The following is a 26,069-nucleotide window of genomic DNA, read 5'->3' on the forward strand; positions in this document are numbered from 1 at the left end:
TTGTCGTCCGCTCCGGAGCCGCTGTACTTCTAGACGGAGCGGCGGTCGGAGGCGAGCCGGTAGAGGTGGTCACCGCTGGTGGTGAACGCCGCGCCGGGGCCCCCGACGCGGTTCCACCGCTCGGGCTGACCGTTGTACTTGTAGAGGTCGCCGGAGTCAGGGTTGGTGGCGTAGAGCGTGTTGCCGCCGAAGATCTCGCCCGAGCGCCCGCCGACCTTGGTCCAGCGGCTGTGATCCGGTTCGTACACCCACACGCAGCAGCGGTCGGAGGTGAGTTTGAAGATGTTGTTGTCCGTGACGGCGAACGTGGCGCCGGCGCTGCCGATCTGCTCCCACCGGCCGTCCTCGTACGTGCTGATGTCGCCGGTGGCCGGGTCCGTCGCGTAGAGCGGCGCGGAGGGGCCGGTGTAGAGGTCCTTGGCGGGCCCGCCGACCTTGGTCCACACATCGCCCTTGCCGGTGTACTCCCATACGCCGCTGCCGTCGGGGCTGATGCCGTACAGGTGCTCGCCCGAGGAGGCGAAGGTGGCGCCGGGGCCGCCGATACGGGTCCACTGGTGGGGTTCGCCGCCGTACTCGCTGATGTCCCCGGTGACGAGGTCGGTGGCGTAGAGGGTGTCGGCACTCGCGTAGAGGTCCTTCGTACGACCACCCACTTTGCGCCAGTTGACCGTGTCGGAGGACCACTCGTAGACGGCGGAGTGGTCGGCGGCCAGGGCGAAGACGCTGTCCTCGGCCGCCACGATCCGGCCTATGGAGAGGGGCTCGGGTGAGGGGGCCGGAGACGGATCGGCCTGCGCGGGGACACCGATGGCCAGTGCCGCCGCGCCGAGCAGGAAAAGGACCTTCTTGGCCGTGGACAGGCGGTGCACCGCGGAGCGCCGCGGCTGTCCGGCCGGCTCACCGGCACCGCGGCGGCGCCGGACGGGGAGAGGAAGACGTTTCATCGGAGTGCCTCCTGGCTGAGGTGTGACCGATCGGCGCCGGGCCGCGCCGGACGAGGTGGTGCCACGACCGTGGCAAGCGACCCGATTGACCAACAACGCCTTTGTGCGTTAAGCCAGTTCGTCAGTGGACAAGAGGGGATGTCCGCGGACACCGAGGGGGATCTGCATGGGCAGGGCAGGACGTCCGCACGCGGGCTTGAGAGGCGAGACCGAGCACATCAACGCCCTGGCCCGGCTGCTGGGAGAGGTGACCCGGGACCTGACCGTGCGCGAGCTCGCCGAGCGGTACGCCGGTGGCGGCAAGACCATGTGGGGTCTCTACCGCAGTGGGGAACGGCTGGTCCCGGCCCATCTGCTGGAGAAGGTGATCAATGACCGGGTGCGCGATGAGCCGACCCGGCTGCGGCTCCACGCCGAGGCCGGCCGTCTCTACGCCCTGACAGAGGCCAGGCAGCCGCGGCAACCCGCACCGACCAAGGCCGCGCAGGCGCTCGCGGACGCCGTGCGGGCGCAGCGGCAGGCGGAGGCCGACCTCGCGGAGTCCGAACGCCTCATCCAGACGCTGCTGCGGATCATCGCCGACCTCGATCACGCCGACGCGCCCGGCCGGTCGGCCGACGCGGCGGCCCACGAGCGGCTGCGGCAGGCCAGGGAACGGCTCAAGGAGGCCGAAGGCACCAAGTCGGAGGCGCTCAAGGCGCACAAGGAGGCCCTCAGCACGCTCCGGGACGCCCGCGCCGCGGCCCCCGAGGCCTCCGGTGCTCCCGGCGCTCCCTCGGTGTCCGCGTCGGCCACGCCCTTGACCAGCGCGGACATGGCGGACTCCGCGGACAACACCCGCCCGTCGCCCACCCGGACGGACTCCTTACCCGGCGACCTCCCGCCACCGCGGCGTGGGCGGCCGGAGGCGGCCGACCGGTGGAACCGCTGGCGCACCCCCGCGCAGTGGGCGGCTCTCGCGGCGCTGGTGGGTCTCATCTACCTCGCCACCCACAGTCAAGGCAGCGGACGGCAGAGGGAAACGGCCAGCCCACCGCTCGCCACGGCCATGCCAGGCGACATCCCCAGCCCTCGGACTCCGGTTACGCCTCCGCGCTCCCCGTCCACGGCAGAGCCTTCCACCACCGCACCCACCTCGGCGTCCCCTCCGCCGAGTCCCTCATCGAGCAAAGCGCCGAAACGCGCGGACTCCCCGGGACCGGCGCGCACCACGCCCTCCGCTTCCCGCGCCGTGGTCCCGCCCGCCGGGCGTACGATGATCACGAACGCCAACAGTGACCAGTGCCTCGCCGTCCCCGCCGCGAGCACCACGTCGGGCACCCAGGTCAATCAGTTCCCCTGCGGTGCCCATCCCGACCACTACTGGACATTCCAGGCCGCCTCCGCGGGCGGTACGGGGAGTGGTTACTTCCTGATCCTGAACTCCCACAGCAAGCAGTGCCTTTCCATCGCCGATGCCAGCCTCGACGCCGCGGCCGCGGCCATTCAGCGCCCTTGCGGCAGCTCTTCGGACCAGCGATGGCGGCTGGAGAAATGGCCGGACGGAGTGCGCATCGTGAACGGAAGGAGCAAGCAGTGTCTGGCCGTTCCCGCGGCGAGCAAGGAGATCGCCATGCCGGTCAACCAATTCCCCTGCGATGACTATCCGGACCACTACTGGATGTTCGACGTCCGGACATAGCGGGAACGGACGGCCCCGGAGTGGCTCCCGCCGGGGCGGGAGCCACTGGGGGCGTCAGAGGTTTCTCCGGCGCCGGTGTGCGGCTTCATGGTCGCGGACGGCCGGGTGCATCAGGGCGAGGACCGAGTCGAGGTCATCGCCGTGGTGCGGGTCGTCCGCCATGCGGTTGCGGCCATAGGTGCCGCAGCCGGTGCACTGGTGGACGATCATGTACCCCTTGGCGGAGTGGTGCTCGACGGCGACCGGGCGCATCAGCGCGCGGCAATCGTTGGCACGGTCTCCGGCGGAGATGTCCACGTGCAGCGAGTGCAGACAGTACGGACAGTGGTTGCGGTAGCCGCCGTTGGCCAGTGCCACCACCGCCCTGCCGCAGTACGCGCAGGTGAAGCCGGTGTTCTCGGTTGTTCTTCTGCTGATGGTGCTGCTCCTCGGCGAGTCGAAGGGGGTCTTCAACTCGGAGGCGCAGGGTTCCGTTCGCTCTCCCCCCGCCGGGGCGGGGTGCGCAGGCTCGACCGGGGAGTGACGCGGTTCACCGCCCCTGTGTGCGGGCGATTACTCCCGGCTCCAGCTTCACCGGAGTGGGCGGGCCACTCCGGATCCGGACCACGACCGGGTTTGTGGGTTTGTCCCGGTCACTGTCACGCGGGTGTGCCACGTGCCGCCGGTAGGTGTCCGTCCGGTCTCACTGCCGTCGGCGTCGTCCCCCGTCAGACAGCATCAGCAGCGGCATGGGTCATCGTGATCACGCCACCTCCCTCTCCTCGGTCCGGTGTCCCTCCGCGTCGGCGGCGATCGCGGAGACGCTTCCAGTCTAGGCGGGGGAGGAGGGGCGGCCGGGAGTGCGGGGACGGGAAATAGTGTGCCAAGCGACCGTCGTCCGTCCCTGGATCTACTCGCGCGTAACCCTCTCTCAACCTCCTGTACGCGATCAGGCGTCTGTATCTGGCAGGGGCTATCGCACGCGTCCACGGGCCGTCCCGGCCCGCGCGCGTGCGGAGAAGGAGGGGGACGTGGGAATAGATGCGGATCTGCTGGCGGTGGTTCCACTGGACACCGAACGCGCGAAGGACTCCGCCGTCACCGGTGCCAAGGCCGCTCATCTGGCCCGCGCCGCCGTGGAGGGGCTGCCGGTGCTCCCCGGCTTCGCCCTCGTACCGGCCGGGCGGGCGAAGGGCGCCCCCACCGGGGTGGAGGCGCTGCGCCGGGCCTGGTCCGAGCTGACCGGTGAGGGCGGGCGGCCGTTGGTCGTGCGGTCCTCCTCGGCGCACGAGGACACCGAGGACTCCTCGATGGCGGGCCGCTTCGCGTCCGTGCTCGACGTGGGGGGCTGGGAGGAGTTCACCGACGCGGTGCGGACGGTCCTGGAATCGGCCCGCCGTGTGCAGGTGCTCCACCCTCCGGAGGGGCGGAACACGGACCCGCTGGACGGTATGGCGGTCCTGGTGCAGCCGATGCTGCGGGCGGTCACCGGCGGGGTGATGTTCGGCGCGGACCCGGTGGAGGGCCGGGAGGACCGCATCCTGGTCAGCGCCGTCAGCGGCGGCCCCGACCGGCTGGTGGACGGCAGCACCCAGGGGGTGCGCTACCAACTGTCCCGCTCGGGCAGACGGTTAGGGTCCGAACCGGCGGAACCCCGCTCCGCGCGGCTGCTCGGCCGGCGCGAGACCACCTCGCTGGCCCGGCTGGCCAGGAGGACCCAGCGGGTGTTCGGCCGCCCCCAGGACATGGAGTTCGGCTTCGACGCGGAGGGCCGTCTGTGGCTGTTCCAGGCCCGGCCGATCACCGCGATGGCCGTCCGGCCGCCGCGCGGCGCACGGCTGCTGGGGCCCGGCCCGGTCGCCGAGACCTTCCCCGGGGTGCTCCAGCCGCTGGAGGAGGACCTGTGGGTGGCCCCCATGTCCCACGGGCTCACCCTCGCCCTCGACATCGCGGGGGCCGCGCCGCGGCGCAAGCTGCGCACCCTGCCGGTGGTCAGCACCGTCGGCGGGCGGGCCGCCGCCGATCTGCGCCTTCTCGGTGCGGTGCGATCCGCCCATCCTCTGCGGGACTTCATCAATCCGGCCCCCGGCGCCCGCCGTGTCATGGCCGCCTGGCGGGTGGGACGGCTGCGCTCCGCGCTGCCGCTGCTCGCACTGGACCTCATGGCGGACGTCGACCGCCACCTCGCCGACTTCCCCGCCCCGCGGCAGATGCTCGGCGGTCAGCTCCTGGACGCGGTCGCCTGGGGGCGCACCGTACTGTCCTCCCTGCATGCGCAGGAGTCCCTGGCCGGGGCGCTGCTCCCGTCGGGTGCCGGGGCCACCGGTGCCGGTGAGGCGCTGGCCGTGCTGGCCGAGGGCCGGGCGCAGGGCCTGGGTGACGGTCAACTGCTGGTGCGCCACCCGGTTCTGCTGTCCCTGCTGCCTCCCACGCTCGGTGACCGCGGTGCCCTGCCGGAGACCACGGTGGCGGCGGGGGTTCCGCATGGTGTGGGAGCGCTCCCGGTCCGTGAGGGCCTGCGGCTGCGTATCCGCTGGGTGCAGGAGATGCAGGTGGGGATGGTGCGTGAACTCGGTGCCAGGCTGCGGGTCGATGACGGTGCGGTGGGCATGTCCCGTCTCCTGCTGCTGCGGTGGAGCGAGCTGACCGGGGCCGCGGACGGCGGCGGGCTGCCGCCCGATCTGGCCGAGCGGCTGCCGCGGCCGGACGCCCCGGCCCTACCCGCCGCCTTCCAACTGGCCGACGGCCACCCGGTGGCGCGGATCGTGGACGGGCGTGGCCGTACCGGTGCGGGTCAGGGCGCCGGGGGAGGCATCGGTACTGGGGTCGCCTGGGACGGACACGGTGACCGGCCCGAGCGCGCGGTGCTGGTCGTCTCCGCGCTCGACCCGGCGCTGGCCCCGTTGCTCCCCGGGCTCGCGGGCCTGGTCGCCGAGACCGGCAGCGTCCTGTCCCATCTCGCCGTCCTGGCCCGTGAGTACCGGGTGCCGACCGCCGTCGGCGTACCCGATGCCCCGGACCGTTTTCCGCCCGGCACCGATCTGTGGGTGGACGGCGGCACCGGAGCGGTGGAGAAGTCCGGTGAACACTCCGAGCCGGAGACTCCGGCGAGCCGGAAGGGAGCGGCGGCATGAAGTACGTGGGCTTTCTCTTCGGCGGTCTTTCGGCCACCTACGCGGGCTACTACCTGGTGCTGTACCTGTACCGGTGGGAGTGGCAGCGCGCGCTGATCTCCGGGGTCCTGCTGCTGGTGATCGAGGGGTTCCTGGCCTGTCTGGTCCTGCTGTCCCGGCTGTCGCGGCTGGAGCGGCGTCTGGTGGAGTACGACGCCCGGGTCGAGGAGGTGCGGCGGCGGCTGGAGCAGTCCCGGGAGGCAGCGCCGGACCGCCGGTTCCGCTGGATCGGCTCGGAGGAGCTGGACGGCACCCAGCGGACGTTCGTCTTCGTACCCGTCCTCATGGTGGCCGGAGCCGCTCTGTCCGGTGTCGCGTTCCTCATCCAGAAGGTCGCCGGGGTGACCACCCGCCACGGTGCCGAACGCCGGCTGGCCGGACGGCTGGCGGGCCTTACCGCCCCTCCCGGCGCGGGCGCGCGCTCACCGCGGCTGGAGGACCGGCCCGCCGTACCGCCGTCCCGCGCCGGGCGGAAGGCGGCGGCCCTGGTCGCCGCCGTGGCCGCGGTGGCGCTCCTGGTGGTGATGCGGGGCAGTCTGGCGGACGCCACCCAGACCCGGCCGGAAGCCGCCCCGGACGCGGCGGCCACCACCGTGGTGTTCCAGGTCGACATGCGGGGTGAGGTGGCGGCGGAGGCCCGGCAACTCGCCGCGCACGACCTGTGGCAGACCTGCCGCCGCTCCACCGCCGCCCTGAACGACCGGACTTCGCTGCACCGTCTGGAGGAGAAGGTGTACGCCGGGGTGATCCGGCCCGCCCTTCCCCCGCACGATGTGATGCGGCTGCGGGGCTGTATTGAGGACGCCTCGACCAACCGTGCCACGGCGCGTGTCCTCGGCGAGGGTCAGGCCGCGTCCCGGCACTGAGGGGGCCGGCGCGGCGGAGCCGTTGCCCCGGTCATACGAGGGGCGCGGTTTCCGGCGGTGCGGGGCGGTCCAGGCGCCAGATCACCTCGACACCGCTGCCCGAGGGTGCCGCGGGTGGCACGGGTGGCGCCGCCTGGTCACGCCGGACTTCGGTGAATCCCAGTCGGCGCGGGATGCCACTGCTGGAGATGTTGGCCAGGTCGTGTGTGATCTCCAGGTAGGCCACGTCCGGCCGGGCGAACATCTCGGCCGTCATGGCGGCCGTCGCGCGGGTGGCGATGCCCTGGCCGACGGCGGAGGGATGCAGCCAGTAGCCCAGCCGCCATCCCCGGGGTTCGGTCCCGGGGTAGACCTGGCACATGCCGATGAGCGTGCCGTCCCTGGCGATGGCGTAGTTGTAGGACTCGCCGCTGTCCCACTTGGCCACGTACTTCGACAGCAGCTCCCGGGTGTGCTGTTCGCTGTGCTCGGCGACCCAGGGCATCCACGGGCGCAGGTGGTCCAGGGATTCCTCGATCAGTGTGCACGCGGGAGCGACATCGCGCTCTCCCCGCCAGCGTCGCAGGACGACGTCCCCGCACTCGATGCTCTCACTCGGCCGCTCCATGACAGTCATGATCGATCCGTTGGACGGGGCGCCGCAACGGGTGGGGGGTTCACCGGGCGGGTGTGTGGTCCGGGCCGAGGCGCGCGAAGGCGACCGGCAGCCGTTCCGGGCCGCGCAGGATGGCGTTCTCCCGGTACGGCGGCGGGTCGTCGACCAGGCGCGGTTCCTGGAGCCTGCGGGCGATGGCGGTGAGGGCGATCTGCGCTTCGGCGCGGGCGAGGGTGGCGCCGACGCAGTAGTGGATACCGCCGCCGAAGCCGAGGTGGGCGTTGTCGCGGCGGTCGGGGACGAACCGGCCGGGGTCGTCGAAGCGGATGGCGTCCCGGTTGCCCGCGGCGAGCATGAGGCGGATACGGGAGCCCTGGGGGATGGTGGTGCTCGCGATGTCGATATCGGCCAGGGCGCTGCGGCCGGACATCTGCACGGGCGGGTCGTGCCGCAGCACCTCTTCCACCAGCGGTGTGGCCAGGTCAGGGTCGGTGCGCAGCCGGGCCAGGACGTCGGGGTGGCGGAGCAGGGCGAGGGTGCCGTTGGCGATGAGGTTGACGGTGGTCTCGTGTCCGGCGATCAGCAGCAGGCCGAGTGTGACGCGCAGTTGGACCGGGTCCAGCACATCGTCGGGGTCCTGGTGGAACATCAGCCCGGACAGCAGGTCGTCGCCGGGGTCGCTGCGGCGCCGGGCGATGAGTCCTTCGAGGTATTGGACCAACTCGCCGCGCGCACGGTCGAGTTCACGGAGTTCTTCCTCGGTCTGGGTGTCGACGGGGTCCAGGCCCCGGGTGAGCCGTCGGGCGAGGCTGCCGAAGAGGGGTTCGTCCTCGGCCGGCACACCGAGCAGTTCGCAGATCACCGTGACGGGCAGGGGGTAGGCCAGATCGGCGACGATGTCGAGCTCGCCGGGTCCGGCGCTGATGTGGGCGTCGAGCAGCCGGGCCACCAGTTCGCCGAGATGGTCGCGCATGCCCATGATCCGGGGGATGAACTCCTGGGTGACCACGCGGCGGAGCTGGTCGTGGAAGGGCGGGTCCTGGAGCAGCAGACTCCTGGCGGCCTTGGGCGTGGTGTTCTGCGGGTCGAGCCGGTCGGCGCTGCTGCGCGGGTCGTGCAGCAGTTGCCTGATCTCCTGGTAGCCGCTGACCAGCCAGGAGCCGTCGTCCAGGCGGCTGACGGGGTGGTCGAGCATCCGGGTGTAGTGGGGGTACGGGTCGGCGCGGTGCTCGTGGCGCAGGACACGGGCGAACAGCTCGGTGGCCGAGGGCGCGGTGGATGTGGTCATGGGAGCTCTCCGTTCACCGGTTCGGGGCGGGCGCGATGGCTGAGGGGGTGTGGCCGGGGTGGTCCCGGGTGCCGCCGGTGTCGCGGCCGGGGAATGCGGCGTCGATGATGTCGGGGTGGGCCGGGCCGTCGGTGGCGCCCAGTGCGGGTGGGAACGGCGCACGGGCTTCGATGAGCGCGGCGTAGCCGTCCAGCACACGGGGTGAGTCGACCGCCACGGCGCCGATCAGCCGGCCCTCGAGGCCGTAGGCGGCGACGAACCGCCGCTGGTGGAGTGAGCCTTGGGTGATGGCGACCTGGTCGGCGAGGGCCGGTACGCCGATGGATTTGAGGTAGTGGCCGAACTGCTGGGACCAGAAGGCGGGCAGCGGTTGGCGGAGGTGCTGGGCTCCGGGGCCGTGGACGATGTGGTGGGCGGCGGTGCGGGCCTGGGCGACGGCACCGTCCCAGTGGTTCAGCCGCAGCAGTCGGCCGGGGTGGAGGGGGTGCGGCCGGCGGGCGATGTCACCGGTGGCGAAGATGTCCTCGGCGGGGTTTCCGTCGGTGGTCATGGCCCGGCAGCGGTCGTCGGTCACCACTCCGCGGTGGTCGGCGGCGAGCCCGGATCCGGACAGCCACTCGGTGTTGGCCAGGGCTCCGGTGGCGACCACGGCCACCTCGGTGTCCAGTACCGTGCCGTCGGAGAGCACGGCCCGGCGCAGCCGGCCGGACGGATCGCCTTCCAGGGCCCGGACCGTGGTGTTCAGCCGCAGGTCCACCCCGGCCGCGTGGTACCAGTCCGCGGCGGCCCGGCCGACCGTCCCGCCCAGCGCACCGGCCAGTGGTGCGGCGCCGCGCTGGGTCACCGTCACCGCGAGCCCGGACTCGGCGCAGGAGGAGGCGACTTCGCCGCCGGTGAACCCCGCGCCGATGACCAGCACCCGGGAGGGGCCGTTCAGCAGCGCGCCGCGCAGCCGTTCGGCGTCCTCACGGGTGCGCAGCACATGAACGCCGTCCAGGCCGCCTCCGGCCCGGGCGGGCCAGGTGCGCGCCCGGGTGCCGGTGGCGATCAGCAACCGGTCGTAGGCCATCGACCGGCCGTCGGCCAGTGCCACCCGGTGGCCCGGGACGTCCAGTCCGGTGGCGGGGGTGCCCAGCAGCCAGCGGGCGTCGATGTCGCGGACCCGGGGCAGCTCGATGTGATCGCAGTCGAGCCGTCCGGAGAGCACCGCCTTGGACAGGGGCGGCCGGTCATACGGTGCGTGGGGCTCGTCCCCGATCATGGTGAGTTCTCCGGTGAACCCTTCGTCGCGCAGGGCTTCGGCCGCGCGCAGTCCGGCCAGTGAGGCGCCGACCACGACGATCCGGCCGGTGCGCGGCCCTGCCGCGCCCGGCGCGGTCACCGGTGGTCTCCGTGCGCACCGGGCGCGGGTTCGGTGGCGCCGCCGAGGGTGATCGCCTGGACCGGGCAGGCGGCGGCGGCCCGCTCGACCTCGCGGCGGACCCCGCCCTCGGGTGCGTAGTCGTACTCCAGCGATTCCTCTGCGTGGAACCGGAAGACGGTCGGGGCGGCGTAGACGCACTGTCCGTAGCTCTGGCAGCGGTTCAGGTCCACCACGAGCCGCAGGGGGTGCGATGGGGGCTGTGGTCCCGGTTTCGTGATCATCTCTCTTCCCTTCCTCCGGATCGCGGCTGGTCAGCGGCGGTCTCGGTGATAGCGGTGGGCATTCAGATAGTCATCACTATTCTAACTGTACACGCTATCCGAGCATTGACATAGCGCTCCCTATGCGAATAGCATCGTCAATGTGAACACTGAGAGTGATGAACCTGTCCGGCGGCGGCTGAGCCGGGCGGAGGCCAAGGCCCGCACCCGGGAGCTCCTGCTGGAGGCGGCGGCGCGGGTCTTCGCGCGCAAGGGCTTCACCGGCGCCTCCGTGGAGGAGATCGCCGAGGCGGCGGGGTTCTCCATCGGCGCGCTGTACTCCAACTTCGGCAGCAAGGAGGCGCTCTTCCTCGAACTGCTCTCCCACCGCCAGACCGACCGCATCGCCGAAGCGGCCCAGGCGCTGGAGCGTCATCCAGCGGGTACCGGCGAAGCCGCCGCCGACGTCGGACGGCTCCTGATCGACGTCGCCGACAAGGACATCGACTTCGCCCCGCTGCAGGCCGAGTTCTGGCTCTACGCAGTCCGCAACCCCCATGTCCTGGACACCATGGCGGCCAATCTGCGCGGCCCCCGGCAGGCGCTGGAACAGGTGATCAGCACTTCCCTGGCCCAGCACGGCGCCCCGGCCACCGTCCCCGCCGAAGCCGTGGCCACCGTGGTGGCGGCCCTGTTCGACGGCCTTGTGCGCCAGCGGCGCATCGACCCCGGCAGCGTGCCCGAAGACCTCTTCAGCGACGCCCTGAAGTGGCTGTTCGCGGGCATCACCGGCGGTACGGCGCCCGGCGCCACCGAGGCCGGCTGAGCCCGGCGCGCCATCCGCGGGGCACCGTCACACCGACCCGGTGCCCCGCACCGTCCGGTGAACGCCCACCTGCTGCCCCCGGAGGAAACACTTTTCATGAACGCTCACCGCGAGACCGGCCACCCCCGTGACACAGCGGCCCCCGGCGCCCGCAGACTGCGTGTGCGCTACGCGGGCATCGGCATCTTCATGGCGTTCACCTGGGTCGGCGAGGGCAACGCACCGGCATGGGAGCATGCGCTGCGTACCCTCGCCATCCTGCTGATCCTCCCGCCCGTGTTCCTGCGGGCCGACCGCCACCTCACCCACAAGCTCTACGAGGCGACCCGCCCCGCACCGGTCATCGCCCAGCTGATCACCGCCAGGGTCGTCATCATCACGGCCGCCTTCGGCGCCAGCAATCTCCTCGGCCACCTGCTGGACCCGGACACCAGCCGGTCACCGGTCATGCCCGCCGCCGGTCTGCTGCTGCTCCTCCTCAGCATCCCCGCACAGATCCGCCGGGCCCACCGCACCCGGGCCCGCGCCGTCCATCCCTCGGCCCGCCCCGCCCTCTCCGCACCGCGCCTGATGCTCGCCAAGCTGACCCTGGTCATCGGTGCGCTCCTGGTCCAACTGCTCCTGGGCGCCTCCATGGACAACGCCACCTACGTCGCCGCGGCCGCCATCGCGGTCACCACAGCCCTCCTCGGCCCTGTGGTCCACCGCCGGCTGATGGTGGCCCGGACCACCGGCGCGGTGAGGGAACCGGTCAGGGGCGCGGCCTGAGCGTTTCCGACGGCGGTGCGCGGGCGCGGACATGGCGCGGGGCCGGGACACCCGGTCGGGCGTCCCGGCCCCGGCCGTCGGTTGCCGTCAGGAGGCGGACAGCTCACCGCGGACCGTGCGGGCCGCGGTGACCAGGTTCTCCAGGGAGTCGCGCGTCTCCGGCCAGCCGCGGGTCTTCAGACCGCAGTCGGGGTTGACCCACAGCCGCTCGGCCGGGATGGCCCGCAGACCGGTCCGCAGGAGTCCGGCCGCTTCCTCCGCGCTCGGTACGCGCGGAGAGTGGATGTCGTACACACCGGGGCCGGCCTCACGCGGATAGCCGTGGGCGGCCAGTTCGCGGGCGACCTGCATATGGGAGCGGGCCGCCTCCAGGCTGATGACATCGGCGTCGAGGTCGTCGATCGCCTGGACGATGTCGCCGAACTCGGCGTAGCACATATGGGTGTGGATCTGGGTGTCCGGACGCGCCCCGGAGGTGGTGAGCCGGAACGCCTCGGTGGCCCAGGCCAGATAGCCCGGGCGGTGGGCGGCGCGCAGCGGCAGCGTCTCGCGCAGCGCGGGTTCATCGACCTGGATGACGGAGGATCCGGCGGCCTCCAGATCGTTCACCTCGTCCCGCAGGGCGAGTGCCACCTGGCGGGCGGTCTCCGCGACCGGTTGGTCGTCGCGGACGAAGGACCACGCCAGCATGGTCACCGGTCCGGTGAGCATGCCCTTGACCGGGCGGTCGGTGAGGGACTGGGCGTAGGCCGTCCAGCGCACCGTCATCGGTTCGGGGCGGGAGATGTCCCCGGTCAGCAGCGGTGGGCGGACGTAGCGGGTCCCGTAGGACTGGACCCAGCCGTGCTGGGTGGCGAGGTAGCCGGTGAGCCGCTCGGCGAAGTACTGCACCATGTCGTTGCGCTCGGCCTCGCCGTGCACCAGGACGTCCAGTCCGGCCTTCTCCTGGAAGGAGATCACCGCCTGGATCTCGGCCGCGATCCGCTCCTCGTACCCGGCGGTGTCGATCCGGCCCGCGCGGAGGTCGGCCCGCGCGGTGCGCAGCTCATCGGTCTGCGGGAACGAGCCGATGGTCGTGGTGGGCAGCAGCGGCAGGCCCAGACGGTCGCGCTGGGCGGCGGACCGCTCGGCGTACGGCTGGGACCGGCGGGCGTCGGCCCCGGTGGTGGCGGCAGCGCGCGCCCGGACGGCGGGGTCATGGGTGATCGGCGAACCGGCTCGGGAGGCCAGATCGGCGCGGTTCGCGGAGAGTTCGGCGGCGATCGTGTCGGTTCCCCGGGCGAGGCCCTTGGCGAGGGTGACGATCTCCTGTGTCTTCTGCCGTGCGAAGGCGAGCCAGCGCAGGATCTGCGGCGCGATATCGCGCTCCATGGCGGCGTCCAGCGGGACGTGCAGCAGCGAGCAGGACGCGGACACATCGACCTGGCCCGCCAGCCCCAGCAGGGTGCCCAGCGTCGAGAGTGAGGCCGAGAGGTCGTTCACCCAGATGTTGCGGCCGTTGACCACCCCGGCGACCAGGCGCTTGCCGGGCAGACCGCCGACAGCCGCGAGATCCTCGAGGTTGGCGGCGGCGGCCTCGGTGAAGTCCAGGGCCAGACCCTCCACCGGGGCCTTGGCCAGGACGGGCAGGGCCTCGCCAAGACGGTCGAAGTAGGAGGCGATGAGCAGCTTGGGCCGGTCGGGAAGGGCGCCGAGGTCGCGGTAGGCGCGGGCCGCGGCGTTGAGTTCGGCCGGGGTGCGGTCCTGGACGAGCGCGGGTTCGTCGAGCTGCGCCCACTGCGCCCCCGCGGCCCGCAGATCGGCCAGGACCTCGGCGTACACCGGCAGCAGCCGGTCCAGGAGGGTGAGCGGGTCGAAGTCCGCGGCCACCCCGGGCGCGGGCTTGGCCAGCAGCAGATAGGTGACGGGGCCGACCAGGACCGGACGGGCCGTCAGCCCCTGGGCCAGCGCCTCCGTCAGCTCGGCGACCTGCTTGGCGGAGTCGGCCGTGAAGACCGTGTCCGGCCCCAGCTCGGGGACCAGATAGTGGTAGTTGGTGTCGAACCACTTGGTCATCTCCAGCGGGGCCACGTCCTGGGTGCCGCGCGCCATCGCGAAGTAGCCGTCGAGCGGATCGGCCGCGACGGCGTCCCGGTGGCGGTCGGGGATCGCGCCCACCATGACGGTGGTGTCCAGGACATGGTCGTAGTACGAGAAGTCACCGGTGGGCACCTCGTGGACACCCGCTCCGGCGAGCTGCCGCCAGTTCGTCCGGCGCAGTTGAGCGGCGGTGTCACGGAGGGCGTCGGCGGTGATCCGGCCCTTCCAGTAGCCCTCGATCGCCTTCTTCAGTTCCCGGCTCCGGCCCTGACGGGGGTAGCCGTACACGGTGGCCCGTGCTGCCGCGGCTGCGGACTCGGTGGTCACGGAGATCTCCTTCGCGAGATGGATCCCTGAGATCCCGGGGACGGGACGAGAGCGCGAAGGGGTGACGTACCGGGCCGGCCGACCTCGCGTGGTACGGCGCGATCGTCCACCTGGTATGTACGCCGACCCGCCCTCGAGGTCACCGGGATGTCCGGGTACGCGTCGTACGCACCCGGGCAGTTGGCAGGTCTTCGGACTCACGGGCACGTCCTCAAGGGGAGGACACCTACTGGCCGTCGCTTCCCAGGCCCTTCTCGGGCCCAGTGCGTATGACGGCGGTCGTTCCCGCTCACCGCTGCGGGGCAGTCCCGGATTCCCACCGGGTTCCCTCTTGCGACGCCTCCCGTCTGGCGGACGGGGCGAACCAGCTGCACCGGCCACCCTAAGGGGCCGCCCGCCGATGTGGTGGGATCCGTCCAGCATGCGGAGGGTGAAGTGGGACACCCCATCGGTACGCGGGGGCCCGGCGGGCCGGGCCCCCGCACCCGGCGGCCGGGCCCCTCAACCCGGTCCGCCGGGTCGCTCACCCCTGGCCGTACCCATGGAACCCGCGGCCGGTCTTGCGGCCCAGCAGCCGCGCCTCCACCATCCGCTGGAGCAGCGGGGGCGGCGCGTAGAGGGGTTCCTTGAACTCGTCGTAGAGCGAGCCGGCGATCGAGGCGAGCGTGTCGAGCCCGATCAGGTCCGCCAGCTTGAGCGGGCCCATGGGGTGGGCGCAGCCCAGCTCCATGCCCGCGTCGATGTCGGCGGCGGTGGCGAAGCCGGACTCCGCCATCCGGACGGCCGAGAGCAGATAGGGAATCAGCAGGGCGTTGACGACGAAGCCGGCGCGGTCCCGGGAGTGGATGACCGTCTTGCCGAGGGTGCGGGCCGCGAACTCCTCGACGGCGGTGACCGTCGCCGGGGCGGTGTGCAGCGAGGTCACCACCTCCACCAGGGGCAGCACCGGGACCGGGTTGAAGAAGTGCAGTCCGACGACCCGGTCGGCGCGGCTGGTGGCCATGCCCAGGCGCATCACGGGGATCGAGGAGGTGTTGGTGGCCAGCACGGCCGCCGGATCCTCGACGATCTTGTCGAGCGCGGTGAACACCTCGGCTTTGGCACCGGCGTTCTCGATCACCGCCTCGATGACGAGCTGCCGGTCGGAGAGGTCCTCCAGACTGCCGGTGAAGACCAGGCGGGACAGGGCGTCCCGGGCCGCGGTCCGCTCCAGCCTGCCCCGCTCCACGGCCCGGTCCAGCGAGGCGGTGACGCGCTCCCGGGCGGCGTGGGCAGCGGTGGCGTCGGCCTCGCAGACCACCGTGTCCAGCCCGGCCCGTGCGCACACCTCGGCGATACCCGCGCCCATCTGACCGCCGCCGACCACTCCCACGCGCCGGATGTCCCCGCTCATGCCCGTGCCTCCGCACGGCGCACGAGGTGGGCGGCGTAGGCGTCCGGGGTGAAGAACAGCGGCAACTCACCGCACAGCGCAGTGCGTTCGAAGAGAGCCCGCACCTCATCGCACGGTGCCCATGGATACGCGGCGCCGAGCGCGGCCACTTCGTCGTCCAGCAGGCGCAGCACCGTCGCCCGGTCGATCACCCGGTGCCGCAGCCACTGCCAGATCTGCACCCGGGCGATCTCGGCGGTGGCCGCGTCCTCCATCAGGCCGTCGAGGGCGACGGCGCCCTGGCCACGCAGCCAGGCGGCGTAGTAGCGCACCGCCACCGAGACGTTGGTGCGCACGCCCTCCGGTGTGGGCGGTCCGCTGATCCGGCGCACCGACAGCAGGTCCACCGCCGTCACCTCCACATCGTCGCGCGTCCGGTCGAGCTGATGGGGCCGGTCGCCCAGCACCCCGTCGAACACCTCGCGGCACACCGGCACCAGTCCGGGATGGGCGACCCAGGAGCCGTCGAATCCGTCCTCGGCCTCGCGCTCCTTGTCCAGCCGCACCGTGGCGAGCGCCGCCTCGTGCGCGGCCGGGTCCTTGCCCGGCACCTGCGCGGCCATCCCGCCGATGGCGTGGGCGCCCCGCTTGTGGCAGGTGTGCACCAGCAGTTCGGTGTAGGCGCGCAGGAAGGGTGCCGCCATCGTCACCTTCGCGCGGTCCGGCAGCAGGAAGTCGGTGCGGTGGCCGAAGGTCTTGATCAGGCTGAACAGATAGTCCCAGCGGCCCGCGTTGAGACCGGAGCTGTGCTCGCGCAGCTCGTAGAGGATCTCCTCCATCTCGAACGCGGCGGTGATCGTCTCGATGAGGACGGTGGCGCGGACGGTGCCCCGGGGGATGCCCAGCAGATCCTGCGCGGCACGGAAGATGTCGTTCCAGAGCCGAGCCTCGTAGCGGTTCTCCAGCTTCGGCAGATAGAAGTACGGTCCGTGCCCGGCGTCGATCTGCCGCTGGGCGCAGTGGAAGAAGTACAGGCCGAAGTCGACGAGCGCGGCGGGCACCGGACGGCCGTCGATCTCCAGATGTGCCTCGTCGAGGTGCCAGCCGCGCGGCCGGACGACGATCGTGGCGAGCCGGTCGCGGTCGGCGAGCCGGTACTCCTTGCCGTCCGCGCTGGTGAAGTCGATACGCCGCTCGATGGCATCGAGCAGGGTCAGCTGGCCGCGGATGGCATTGTCCCAGGTGGGCGCGGTGGCGTCCTCGAAGTCGGCCATCCACACCCGGGCACCGGAGTTGAGGGCGTTGACCGCCATCCGCCGGTCCGGCGGGCCGGTGATCTCCACGCGGCGGTCGGTCAGTCCGGGGGCTGGCGGTGCCACGCGCCAGGACGGATCCTCGCGGACGGCGGAGGTGACCAGGGGGAAGTCCAGCGGGGAGCCGCTGGCCAGGCGCAGCACCTGGCGGCGGCGTTCTCTCAGGAGCTCCTGGCGGCGCGCGCCGAACAGCGCGGCCAGCCGGCCGACGAAGTCGAGTGCGGCGGGGGTGAGGATCTCGTCGTGGCGGTCGCCCGGAGCCGCGAGGACGTGGACACGACGGGTCGGTGCGCTGAGGGACATCGGGTTCTCCTGGAGGAGGGAGGGAGCGGGGGTCGGACGGGGAAAGCCGTACGACCCCCGCTCGGCCAGGCGGATCGGCCAGGCGGATCGGACGGGCGGATCGGACGGGCGCCCGGAGACGGACCTAGTGGAACTGCTCTTCCTCGGTGGAGCCGGTGAGCGCGGTGGTGGAGGAGGCGGGGTTGACCGCGGTGGAGACCAGGTCGAAGTAGCCCGTGCCGACCTCCCGCTGGTGCTTCACCGCCGTGAACCCGTGCTCCTGCGCGGCGAACTCGCGCTCCTGGAGGTCGACGTACGCGGTCATGCCGTGCTCGGCATAGCCCCGGGCCAGGTCGAACATGCCGTGGTTGAGGGAGTGGAAACCGGCGAGGGTGATGAACTGGAAGCGGTAGCCCATCGCCCCCAGCTCCCGCTGGAACTTGGCGATCTGGTCGTCGTCCAGGGCCGCCTTCCAGTTGAACGACGGCGAGCAGTTGTACGCCAGCATCCGGTCCGGGTACCGCGCGTGGATGGCCTCGGCGAACTCGCGTGCCTGGGCCAGGTCCGGGGTGCCGGTCTCGACCCAGATGAGGTCGGCGTACGGGGCGTAGGCCAGACCACGGGCGATGACCGGGGCCATACCGCCTCGCACCCGGTAGAAGCCCTCCGCGGTGCGCTCCCCGGTGACGAACTCGGCGTCCCGCTCATCGACGTCGCTGGTGAGCAGGCTGGCCGCGAGCGCGTCGGTGCGGGCGACGATGACGGTGGGGACATCGGCGATGTCCGCGGCCAGCCGGGCCGCGTTCAGGGTGCGGATGTGCTGCGAGGTCGGCACGAGCACCTTGCCGCCGAGGTGGCCGCACTTCTTCTCCGAGGCGAGCTGGTCCTCGTAGTGGATACCGGCCGCACCGGCCGCGATCATCGCCTTGGTCAGCTCGAACGCGTTGAGCGGACCGCCGAACCCGGCCTCGGCGTCGGCCACGATCGGGGCCAGCCAGTCGGTGGTGTCACCGGCCCCCTCGGCGGTGGCGATCTGGTCGGCGCGCAGCAGCGCGTTGTTGATCCGGCGCACCACCTGCGGCACCGAGTTGGCCGGGTACAGGCTCTGGTCGGGGTAGGTGTGCCCGGCCTGGTTGGCGTCGGCCGCCACCTGCCACCCGGACAGATAGATCGCCTGGAGGCCGGCCTTCACCTGCTGCACGGCCTGTCCGCCGGTGAGCGCGCCCAGCGCGTGCACATAGTCCCGCTCGTGCAGTTGGCGCCACAGGCGTTCGGCGCCGCGCCGGGCCAGGGTGTGCTCCTCGCGGACACTGCCGGACAGCCGGACCACGTCCTCGGCGGTGTGGGTGCGCTCCACGCCCTGCCACCGGGGGTCGGTGGCCCAGCGCCGCGCCAGTTCCTCGGCCGCCCGCGTCCTCGCCTCTGCCATGACTGTCACCGTCTCCTCGGTCTGTGCTGACTGCCAACTCCTCGCCTCACAGGAGAAGAGGGCTGGCACTGTGTGTCGTGTGGCTGCTCCACGGCCCGCCGTCACACCGGGAGGAGCTGAGCAATGGTGCCGGTATCGCCGGGATCCGGCGGGCCGTGCTGAAGACTCTGACACTGGCACTGAGTGCCATCAATGAGGGACGTCTGCCAACTTCTGCAAATCTTCCACTCGCCGTTTGCCAACATTGCGAAGGTCGCTGGACCGGCTGGATGGCCTAGGCTGGGCGGACCCGGACCCGGAGGATCACACGGTGAGCAAGACGTACGCGGGGGCGCGCCTGCGACGGCTGCGTGAGGAGCGCCGGATGAGCCAGGCGGAGATGGCCCGTGTCCTGGCCATCTCACCCAGCTATCTGAACCAGATGGAGCATGACTCCCGCCCGCTCACCGTGCCGGTCCTGCTGCGTCTGACCGAAGCCTTCGGTATCGACCCGGGTTTCTTCTCCGAACGTGACACGACCCGGCTGGTGGCGGACCTCCGCGAGGCGCTGGCCGGTGAGCTGGCCGACTCCCGGGTGTCCGCCACGGACCTCACCGACCTCGCCACCCGGATGCCCGGGGTCGCCCAAGTACTGCTGGGCCTCGGCCGCCGCAACCAGCGCCTGGCCGAACGGCTCGCCGGGGCCACCGAAGGCCGCGGTGCGGACCAGGAGGAACCCCGCTCACCCCATGAGGAGATCCGGGACTTCTTCTACCGCCGCCGGAACTACCTCCATGACACCGACCTCGCGGCCGAGCGGCTCTCCCAGGAGACCGGGATCCGGCCGGGCGAGGTGCTCCCCGCCCTGACGGCCCGCCTCGCCGACCGCCACGGAGTCCGGCTGGCCACCGAGACCGGGGACCGTCTGCACCACTACGACGAACCGGCCCGCACCCTGCGGCTGTCCACCCGGATGCGCCCCGGACAGCGCGCCTTCCGGATGGCGACCCAGCTCGCCCTGCTCGAATACGGCGATGAGATCGACCGGCAGGCGGTCGAGGACTTCCCGTCCGGTTCCCCCGCGCACGCCCTGGCCCGTATCGGCATCGCCAACTACTTCGCGGCCGCGCTGATCCTGCCCTACCGCGCCTTCCACACCGCGGCCGAGGAGGTGCGCTACGACATCGAACGGCTCAGCGACCGCTACGGCCTCGGCTACGAGACCGTCTGCCACCGGCTGAGCACCCTCCAGCGCCCCCGGTTGCGCGGAGTGCCCTTCTCCTTCGTCCGCGTCGACCGGGCGGGCAACATGTCCAAGCGGCAGTCCGCCACCGGCTTCCACTTCTCCCGGGCGGGCGGCACCTGCCCGCTGTGGAACGTCTACGAGGCGTTCGCCGCCCCCGGCCGCATCCATGTCCAGATCGCCGAAATGCCCGACGGCCAGCGCTACTTGTGGACGGCCCGCGCGGTCACCCGGCACCGGGGCGGCTGGGGCGAACCCGGCAAGACCTTCGCCATCGGGCTGGGCTGCGAGATCCGGCACGCCCACCGCGTCGTCTACTCCGACGGCCTCGACCTCGACAACGCCTCCGCCGCCACGCCCATCGGCATGGGCTGCCGCGTCTGCGAACGCCTCGACTGCCCCCAGCGCGCCGCTCCGCCCCTCGGCCACTCGCTCCGGATCGACCAGCACAGCAGCACCTTCGTGCCGTATCCGGTGGCGCGGCCCGTGAAGTGAGGATCCGCACCCCCTACCGTCGCCCGTCGCCCGGAAGGCCACAGCACCCATGACCACGGACCCACGCCACCTCCTCGTCATCGGCATCGGAGCCGGTGACCCGGACCATCTGACCCTCGCGGCGGTGAAGGCCATCCGCCGCGCCGATGTCTTCTTCCTCCTCGGCAAGGGACAGGACAAGTCCGCCCTCACCGATCTGCGGCGCGGCATGCTCGACGAGCACGCCCGGGAGTCCTACCGCCTCGTGGAGGCGGAGGACCCGTGGCGCGACCGGACGAGGGAGGGGAGCGGTGAGTACACCGCCGCGGTCCACGACTGGCGGGCTCGGCGCGCCGATGTCTATGAACGGTTCATCCGGGACGAGCTGGCACCGGGGGAGACCGGCGCGTTCCTCGTATGGGGTGACCCGGCCCTGTACGACAGCACCCTGGGGATCCTGTCCGAGATCGAGGCGCGGGGCACGGTCGCCTTCGACACCGAGGTGTTCCCCGGTATCAGCAGTGTCTCCGCGCTGGCCGCGCGGCACGGCATCACCCTGAACCAGGTCGGACGCCCCCTGCACATCACCCCCGCGCGCCGGCTCCCTGAGGTGTGCGCCAACGACGACGGCGACATCGTGGTGATGCTCGACGCCCATGAGTCGTTCACCCGGTTCGAGGGCGATGATGTGTGGATCTACTGGGGCGCCTATATCGGCACACCCGATGAACTCCTCGTCTCCGGACGGCTGTCGGAGGTCGCGGAGCGCATCAGCCGGATCCGTGCCGAAGCACGTGCCCGGCACGGCTGGATCATGGACACCTACCTCCTGCGCGTCGTCCACGAGAGGGAGGACGACGGCGGCACACCGACGGCCTGCTGAAAGGGCCCGGCCCTTTCAGCAGGCGTGCGGTCGGCGGGTGTGCGATCAGACGCGGTCGGCCGCGATCAGCATGTACTGGAACGAGCCGTCCTTGTAGGAGTTGATGAACGCCTCCTCGATACCGGTGACCAGCGAGGACGTGGCGCGCAACTCCCAGTAGGGCAGGGTCGCGGGGGTGAGGTCGATGATGGTCTGCGGTACGAGGCGGTTGTCGGCCATGGCGCGCAGATACTCCCGGCGGGAGTGGATGTTGCACTCGAAGTGCGCGTTGATCTGCGAGACGTACTTCGAGGGCTGCCCGTAACGCGGGTTCCAGCAGCCGGTGATGGTCACATAGCGGCCGCCGACCTCGAGGATGCGGGAGTGTTCGGCGAAGAGGTCGTCCAGGTCGACGTACATGCTCGACTCGTTGTTCCACGAGGCCGCGGCCTGCCCGGTCTTGAAGGGCGTACCGAGCATGTTGCAGACGCGGGCGCGGACGCGGTCGTCGATACCGAGTTCGCGGGCGCGCTGGTTGGCGAAGTCGGCCTGCTTGGTCGAGAGCGTGACGCCCTCGACCCCGCACCCGAACCGCTGGTGGGCCATGACCATCGAGCCGCCGCGGCCGCAGCCCGCGTCCACGAGCGTGTCATCGCGCCCGATGGGACCGAGGTGGTCCAGGAGGAGTTCGGCCTGTGCCGACTCCAGGCGGTGCAACTCGGCGATCAGCTTCTTCTCGTAGGTGCTGTCCTCGGGGTCGCCGAGGGCGGTGTGGTCGACGTCGCCGATGCCGTAGTGGTGGTGGTAGAGGCCGTCGACATCGCCGAGGCGGAGGTTCACGGGCCTGGCCTCGCGGTCCCAATAGCGGGCGATGTCGCCCTGGTAGGGCGTCGCCGGGGACGGGATGAACACGGAGCTGCCGTTGGCGGCGGCGACGTCGGTGGTGAGCTCGGTGCTGGTCACAGATGAGTCCATTCTTCTTACCAGAAATCGGGCAGGCTGTAGCGGAAGGTGTTGGTCTGGTGCCAGTAGTGGTTGCCGTCGACCCACACGGCCACGCCCCGCAGGAAGCGCTGCACGCTCGGGACGGGACAGGCGGCGGCCACGGCCGCGGCCTCGGCCTCGAAGGTGTGCATGAGGTCGTTGTGGACCTCGACCGCCTTCAGATAGGCGTCGCGTTCACCGAGGCCCTCACGTTCGGCGATCACCACGGGCAGGTTCAGATGGCGGCCGGGGCTTGCGAGTTCCTTGGTGTACGAGTACAGGTCGTTCACGATGGTGGTGGCGTTTCCCGCGAGCGCGATGACCCGCTGCATGGCGGGCTGGGCGTGCAGATCGGCCGGGAGTTCATAGCCGCCGACGGCGTCGGTGATGGTGGGGCACGGGCGGAAGTTGTTGAACTGGCGCATCGCCAGGTACTCCCACACCTCGGGGACGTGGTCCGCCTGCGCCCAGGCGGCCTCGGCGAGGTACCCCAGGTGCAGACGGGCCATGTCGTGCCGGAACCGGTCGGCCTGGGAGGGGGTGGCCAGATGGGAGAAGTACTCCATGGCGGAGCGGTAGGCGCGGCGGGGCGCGTCCGAGTGGAGCGACTCCGCCCACGGCGGCTGGTACTCCTCGGTGGTGTGCAGGGGATCGAGCGCGGTGTGCGCCAGCAGCAGGCGTTCACCGAGTCCGACCGGTGAGCCTCCGTGGTCCTCGCAGTAGCAGTCGTCCACCGCGTTCTCGGCCACCATCAGACGTGTGGCGAGCATCAGGTGGTCGACGGTGGGGGCGTCCGGATGACAGGCGACCATGTAACGCCCGACGGAGAAGCCGTCGAACTGGTCCTCCCAGTCATCGGGGTAGAGTTCGACCTCGTCCAGCGCCCAGGACTTGATCCGCCGGCTGACCTCCTCCACCCGCACGGGGTCGGGCTCCGGTACCGGGTGGTGGTACAGGCCCGGGATCGGGTGGCCTTCCGCCGGAGTGGCGGGAACCGCCAGCGGTGTCGTCGGTGCGATCGGTGGCGTCGGCGGCTCGGCGGGCCGGGCCAGATGCAGACCCGCGGTGCCCAGGCCACTGGGCCCGCGCAGCAGCCGTCGCAGATCGGCGTCGGGCTTCCGCACCTCCGCGGCGGGGGAAACCGCCGGAGGGCGCGCGCCGGTGGTGGCCTTGATGTCGCGGGCACGGGCCGCGGCCCTGGTGAGGATGTGCGCCCCGGAGGGCGGAGGGGAAGGCTCAGGGGAGGGCATCCATGGCTCCTCGATGAGGTGGGTGGCTGTCCCGGGAATCGGGCGTGCTCGGCGGGACCGGAGCGGGCCCGGAGCGGGGTCGCGGAGGTCGGCTAGTCCTGGCTGCGGGCGATCTGCACGTTCTCCAGCACCCCGAGTGCGTCCGGCACCAGGATCGCGGCGGAGTAGTAGGTGGAGACGAGGTAGGAGATGATCGACCTCTCGTCGATGCCCATGAAGCGCACCGAAAGGCCCGGTTCGTACTCCTCCGGCAGACCGGTCCGGTGCAGACCGATGACGCCCTGGTTGTCCTCGCCGGTGCGCATGACGAGGATGGAGCTGGTGTTCTCCTTGCTGACCGGGATCTTGTTGCACGGCAGGATCGGGACCCCGCGCCAGGCCGGGACCTGCTGTCCGCCGAGATCGACGTGGTTCGGGTACAGACCGCGGGAGTTGAACTCACGTCCGATCGCCGCGATCGTCCTCGGATGGGCGAGGAAGAACTTGGAGCCGCGGCGGCGGCAGAGCAGTTCGTCGAGGTCGTCCGGGGTGGGCGGACCGGAGTGGGTCTGGATGCGCTGCTTGAAGTCGGCGTTGTGGAGCAGACCGAACTCCCGGTTGTTGACCAGCTCGTGCTCCTGGCGCTCGCGCAGCGCCTCGATGATGAGCCTGAGCTGCTCCTCGGTCTGGTTCATCGGTTCGTTGTAGAGGTCGGCGACCCTGGTGTGGATCCGCAGAACGGTCTGCGCGACGGAGAGTTCGTACTCCCGCGGCTTCAGCTCGTAGTCCACGAACGTGCCGGGCAGCGCGGGTTCGCCGGTGTGTCCGGCGGACAGGGCGATCTCGGCCTCGCCCCGGTGGTTCTGTCGCTGACCGCGCGATGAGGTGAACCGCTCGACATGGGCCCGCAGGCCAGGTGCCCCGGACAGTACGGATGCGAAGTCGGCGCGGGACAGGGTGAGCAGGGTGCCGGAGGTCTCGGCGGTGGCGGTGCAGTCCCACCGGGCGTCATCGTCCAGCAGGACGTTCTCCCCGAACCGGTCGCCGTCCGCCAGTACGGCCACGGACGTCGTGTCCCCGTACTTGCCGACGGAGGTCTGACTCACGCGGCCGTGGGCGATCAGGTGGAAGTGCTCGGCGGGCGCGCCGCGTTCGACCAGCGTCTCACCGGCGCGGAAGTCGCGCTGGACGCACCGGTCGGCGATCGCGGTCAGCACCGCCACGTCCTCGAAGCCGCGCAGCAGGGCCAGTTCACCGAGTTCGCGGGGGATCACCCGGACGCTCGCGCCGTCCTGGACGAACTCGATCCGGCCGTCGCCGACGGTGTAGCTCAGCCGACGGTTCACCCGGTAGGTGCCGCCCTTGACCTCCACCCAGGGGAGTGTCCGCAGCAGCCAGCGCGAGGTGATCCCCTGCATCTGCGGGGCGGACTTGGTCGTGGTGGCGAGGTTGCGGGCAGCCGCGGTGCTCAGGCTGGACTGCCGGTGCGGCTCCGGCGCTGCTTCCGGGCTGGTATCAACGGTCATCGGGCGAGCTCTCCTTCGTAAGGGCGGTGGCAGGTGGGCATGCCGGTCACCGGGCAAGAGAAGAGGAGGGGGCAAACATCCAGGAATCCATCCAGATCCTCCGGAACCCTAGCGGCCGGTGCACCCGGTCGGCCCTGAGAAGCCAGGGGTATTAACTCGATAAGATGATCTTGCGCGGCGCGATGTTTGTCCGAGGAGCCGCGGTGCGGGGAGCCACCGGCGATCACGTCGCGTAGCGTTCCACCATGTTGAGCGGCGCGACGACCCTTCGCTATCTCGAGCGTCTGCGGGTACCTCGCCCCGGGCGCCCGACCACCACGGCGTTGTTCGCCCTGCACCGGGCGCACGTGGAGAGAGTCCCGTACGAGACGCTGGAAATCCAGCTGGGCCGGCCGACGTCCATCGATCCGGGGGAGTCGGTCGAGCGCATACTCGGCGGCAGGGGTGGCTACTGCTACCACCTCAACGGGGCGTTCGCCGCACTGCTGTCCAGCCTGGGGTACCGGGTCACCTGGCATCTGGCCGGTGTCCAGGCCGGTGCGGACTCACCAGCGGGCGCGAATGGCAACCACCTCGCGCTGACCGTCGCATGTGAGGGCCGCACATGGTTCGCGGACGTCGGCCTCGCCGACGCGCTGTACACCCCCATGCCACTCCGCGAAGGAACGTACTCCCAGGCAGGCATGACGTTCGGCCTCCGTGCCTCGGAGGCCGCACCCGGAGGATGGCGCTTCGACCACGACCCCCAAGGGTCGTTTCCCGGTATGGACTTCCGGGCCGGGCCAGCATCGCCGGCCGACTTCATGGCGCAGCATGAGTACCTGTCCACTTCTGCGGAATCCCCCTTCGCCACCACGGCCTGTGTTTTCCGGCGCGATGCCCACGGAGTCGACGTACTGCGCGGCTGCGTACTGACGCGGATCGACGGCGAGGGCCGGCGCAAGCATGAGCTGACCACCGACGAGGCATGGTTCGCGGTGCTTCGCGCCCGTTTCGGTCTGGCCCTCGACGACCTGAGCGAGAGGGAACGCCACGGTCTGTGGAACCGGGTCCGTGAGGTTCACCTGGCCCGGGAAGCCATGAGCCAGGTGTCCTAGACCCGGAACCTCCGGCCCGCGGGCGGCGGCTACTCTGCGTGTTCCCACGGTATCCCGTGCCCGTCGGCGGAGTGCCTCCACGGCGTGAGGTGATTCACGATCCAGGATGAGCGGTGGCGGGCTGGGT

21 protein-coding genes and 1 riboswitch are annotated in these 26,069 nt (G+C 71.3%); of the genes, 8 read left to right on the plus strand and 13 right to left on the minus strand.

All coding sequences use genetic code 11. From position 1 onward, the window contains the following. Positions 1–29 precede the first annotated feature (29 nt). Positions 30–947: a hypothetical protein gene (locus tag NMK44_RS32220; RefSeq protein WP_254739276.1), complete on the minus strand. Its 918-nt coding sequence runs from the start codon at positions 945–947 to the stop codon at positions 30–32. A 166-nt stretch (positions 948–1,113) separates the two neighbouring features. Here NMK44_RS32220 and NMK44_RS32225 point away from each other — a divergent pair, with 166 nt between their 5' ends. Then, entirely contained in the window at positions 1,114–2,628 is a 1,515-nt protein-coding gene (locus NMK44_RS32225; RefSeq protein WP_254739274.1) for an RICIN domain-containing protein, read from the plus strand. 54 nt (positions 2,629–2,682) lie between these two features. On the opposite strand, the gene NMK44_RS32230 is transcribed toward NMK44_RS32225, so the two are convergent. Next, positions 2,683–3,081: an RNHCP domain-containing protein gene (locus tag NMK44_RS32230; protein WP_254739272.1), complete on the minus strand. Its 399-nt coding sequence runs from the start codon at positions 3,079–3,081 to the stop codon at positions 2,683–2,685. Between the two features lie 557 nt (positions 3,082–3,638). Between NMK44_RS32230 and NMK44_RS32235 the strand changes: the two genes are divergently transcribed. Continuing rightward, positions 3,639–5,741 carry a PEP/pyruvate-binding domain-containing protein gene (locus NMK44_RS32235; RefSeq protein WP_254739270.1) on the plus strand — a complete coding sequence of 701 codons (2,103 nt, stop codon included), beginning with the start codon at positions 3,639–3,641 and terminating at the stop codon, positions 5,739–5,741. Continuing rightward, positions 5,738–6,646: a hypothetical protein gene (locus NMK44_RS32240; protein ID WP_254739268.1), complete on the plus strand. Its 909-nt coding sequence runs from the start codon at positions 5,738–5,740 to the stop codon at positions 6,644–6,646. The genes NMK44_RS32235 and NMK44_RS32240 overlap by 4 nt, the downstream gene beginning before the upstream one ends. Positions 6,647–6,677: 31 nt before the next feature. Here the strand turns inward: NMK44_RS32240 and NMK44_RS32245 are convergent, their stop codons facing one another. The 4 genes from NMK44_RS32245 to NMK44_RS32260 are packed head-to-tail and all read right to left on the minus strand — an operon-like array spanning position 6,678 to position 10,173. Next, the gene (locus NMK44_RS32245) at positions 6,678–7,253 is read right to left on the minus strand and encodes a GNAT family N-acetyltransferase (RefSeq protein ID WP_254739266.1); all 576 of its coding nucleotides are present in this window, start codon (positions 7,251–7,253) and stop codon (positions 6,678–6,680) included. Positions 7,254–7,302: 49 nt separating this feature from the next. Continuing rightward, complete coding sequence (locus NMK44_RS32250; RefSeq protein WP_254739264.1) at positions 7,303–8,529, minus strand: cytochrome P450; 1,227 nt, start codon at positions 8,527–8,529, stop codon at positions 7,303–7,305. Between the two features lie 13 nt (positions 8,530–8,542). Further along, positions 8,543–9,910: an NAD(P)/FAD-dependent oxidoreductase gene (locus NMK44_RS32255; protein ID WP_254739262.1), complete on the minus strand. Its 1,368-nt coding sequence runs from the start codon at positions 9,908–9,910 to the stop codon at positions 8,543–8,545. Further along, positions 9,907–10,173: a ferredoxin gene (locus tag NMK44_RS32260; protein ID WP_374215242.1), complete on the minus strand. Its 267-nt coding sequence runs from the start codon at positions 10,171–10,173 to the stop codon at positions 9,907–9,909. Before NMK44_RS32260 ends, NMK44_RS32255 begins: the two co-directional genes overlap by 4 nt. 142 nt (positions 10,174–10,315) lie before the next feature. Between NMK44_RS32260 and NMK44_RS32265 the strand changes: the two genes are divergently transcribed. Beyond that, complete coding sequence (locus NMK44_RS32265; protein WP_254739261.1) at positions 10,316–10,978, plus strand: TetR/AcrR family transcriptional regulator; 663 nt, start codon at positions 10,316–10,318, stop codon at positions 10,976–10,978. A 96-nt stretch (positions 10,979–11,074) separates the two neighbouring features. Continuing rightward, positions 11,075–11,746 (plus strand): hypothetical protein, encoded by a 672-nt coding sequence (locus tag NMK44_RS32270; RefSeq protein WP_254739259.1) that lies wholly within the window; start codon positions 11,075–11,077, stop codon positions 11,744–11,746. 87 nt (positions 11,747–11,833) lie between these two features. On the opposite strand, the gene metE is transcribed toward NMK44_RS32270, so the two are convergent. The 4 genes from metE to aceA all read right to left on the minus strand — a co-directional run bounded on the left by metE (position 11,834) and on the right by aceA (position 18,548). Continuing rightward, on the minus strand, positions 11,834–14,152 hold the full coding sequence (gene metE / locus NMK44_RS32275; RefSeq protein WP_254739257.1) for a 5-methyltetrahydropteroyltriglutamate--homocysteine S-methyltransferase: 2,319 nt from the start codon (positions 14,150–14,152) through the stop codon (positions 11,834–11,836). Positions 14,153–14,317: 165 nt separating this feature from the next. Then, a riboswitch (cobalamin riboswitch) is annotated at positions 14,318–14,536 on the minus strand. A gap of 139 nt (positions 14,537–14,675) precedes the next feature. After that, positions 14,676–15,545, minus strand: a complete 870-nt coding sequence (locus NMK44_RS32280) for a 3-hydroxybutyryl-CoA dehydrogenase (protein WP_254739255.1) — start codon at positions 15,543–15,545, stop codon at positions 14,676–14,678. After that, the gene (gene aceB / locus NMK44_RS32285) at positions 15,542–17,140 is read right to left on the minus strand and encodes a malate synthase A (protein WP_254739253.1); all 1,599 of its coding nucleotides are present in this window, start codon (positions 17,138–17,140) and stop codon (positions 15,542–15,544) included. Before aceB ends, NMK44_RS32280 begins: the two co-directional genes overlap by 4 nt. Before the next feature lie 124 nt (positions 17,141–17,264). Next, positions 17,265–18,548, minus strand: a complete 1,284-nt coding sequence (gene aceA, locus NMK44_RS32290; RefSeq protein ID WP_254739251.1) for an isocitrate lyase — start codon at positions 18,546–18,548, stop codon at positions 17,265–17,267. A gap of 310 nt (positions 18,549–18,858) precedes the next feature. On the opposite strand from aceA, the gene NMK44_RS32295 reads away from it, so the two are divergent. Both NMK44_RS32295 and cobF read left to right on the plus strand, forming a co-directional pair. Then, on the plus strand, positions 18,859–20,265 hold the full coding sequence (locus tag NMK44_RS32295) for a short-chain fatty acyl-CoA regulator family protein (RefSeq protein ID WP_254739249.1): 1,407 nt from the start codon (positions 18,859–18,861) through the stop codon (positions 20,263–20,265). A 49-nt stretch (positions 20,266–20,314) separates the two neighbouring features. Further along, the gene (gene cobF / locus NMK44_RS32300; RefSeq protein WP_254739247.1) at positions 20,315–21,127 is read left to right on the plus strand and encodes a precorrin-6A synthase (deacetylating); all 813 of its coding nucleotides are present in this window, start codon (positions 20,315–20,317) and stop codon (positions 21,125–21,127) included. Positions 21,128–21,172: 45 nt separating this feature from the next. On the opposite strand, the gene NMK44_RS32305 is transcribed toward cobF, so the two are convergent. The 3 genes from NMK44_RS32305 to NMK44_RS32315 all read right to left on the minus strand — a co-directional run bounded on the left by NMK44_RS32305 (position 21,173) and on the right by NMK44_RS32315 (position 24,845). Continuing rightward, a complete protein-coding gene (locus tag NMK44_RS32305; RefSeq protein WP_374215241.1) occupies positions 21,173–22,069 on the minus strand; it encodes a geranyl diphosphate 2-C-methyltransferase in 897 nt (298 codons plus the stop codon). A gap of 17 nt (positions 22,070–22,086) precedes the next feature. Continuing rightward, positions 22,087–23,340, minus strand: coding sequence for a family 2 encapsulin nanocompartment cargo protein terpene cyclase (locus NMK44_RS32310; RefSeq protein ID WP_254739243.1), 1,254 nt, complete (start codon positions 23,338–23,340; stop codon positions 22,087–22,089). A gap of 92 nt (positions 23,341–23,432) precedes the next feature. After that, entirely contained in the window at positions 23,433–24,845 is a 1,413-nt protein-coding gene (locus NMK44_RS32315) for a family 2B encapsulin nanocompartment shell protein (RefSeq protein WP_254739241.1), read from the minus strand. 245 nt (positions 24,846–25,090) lie between these two features. On the opposite strand from NMK44_RS32315, the gene NMK44_RS32320 reads away from it, so the two are divergent. Next, on the plus strand, positions 25,091–25,942 hold the full coding sequence (locus tag NMK44_RS32320) for an arylamine N-acetyltransferase family protein (protein ID WP_254739239.1): 852 nt from the start codon (positions 25,091–25,093) through the stop codon (positions 25,940–25,942). Positions 25,943–26,069: the final 127 nt, after the last annotated feature.

The organism is Streptomyces cucumeris, from assembly GCF_024295805.1.
Classification (GTDB): Bacteria; Actinomycetota; Actinomycetes; order Streptomycetales; family Streptomycetaceae; genus Streptomyces; species Streptomyces cucumeris.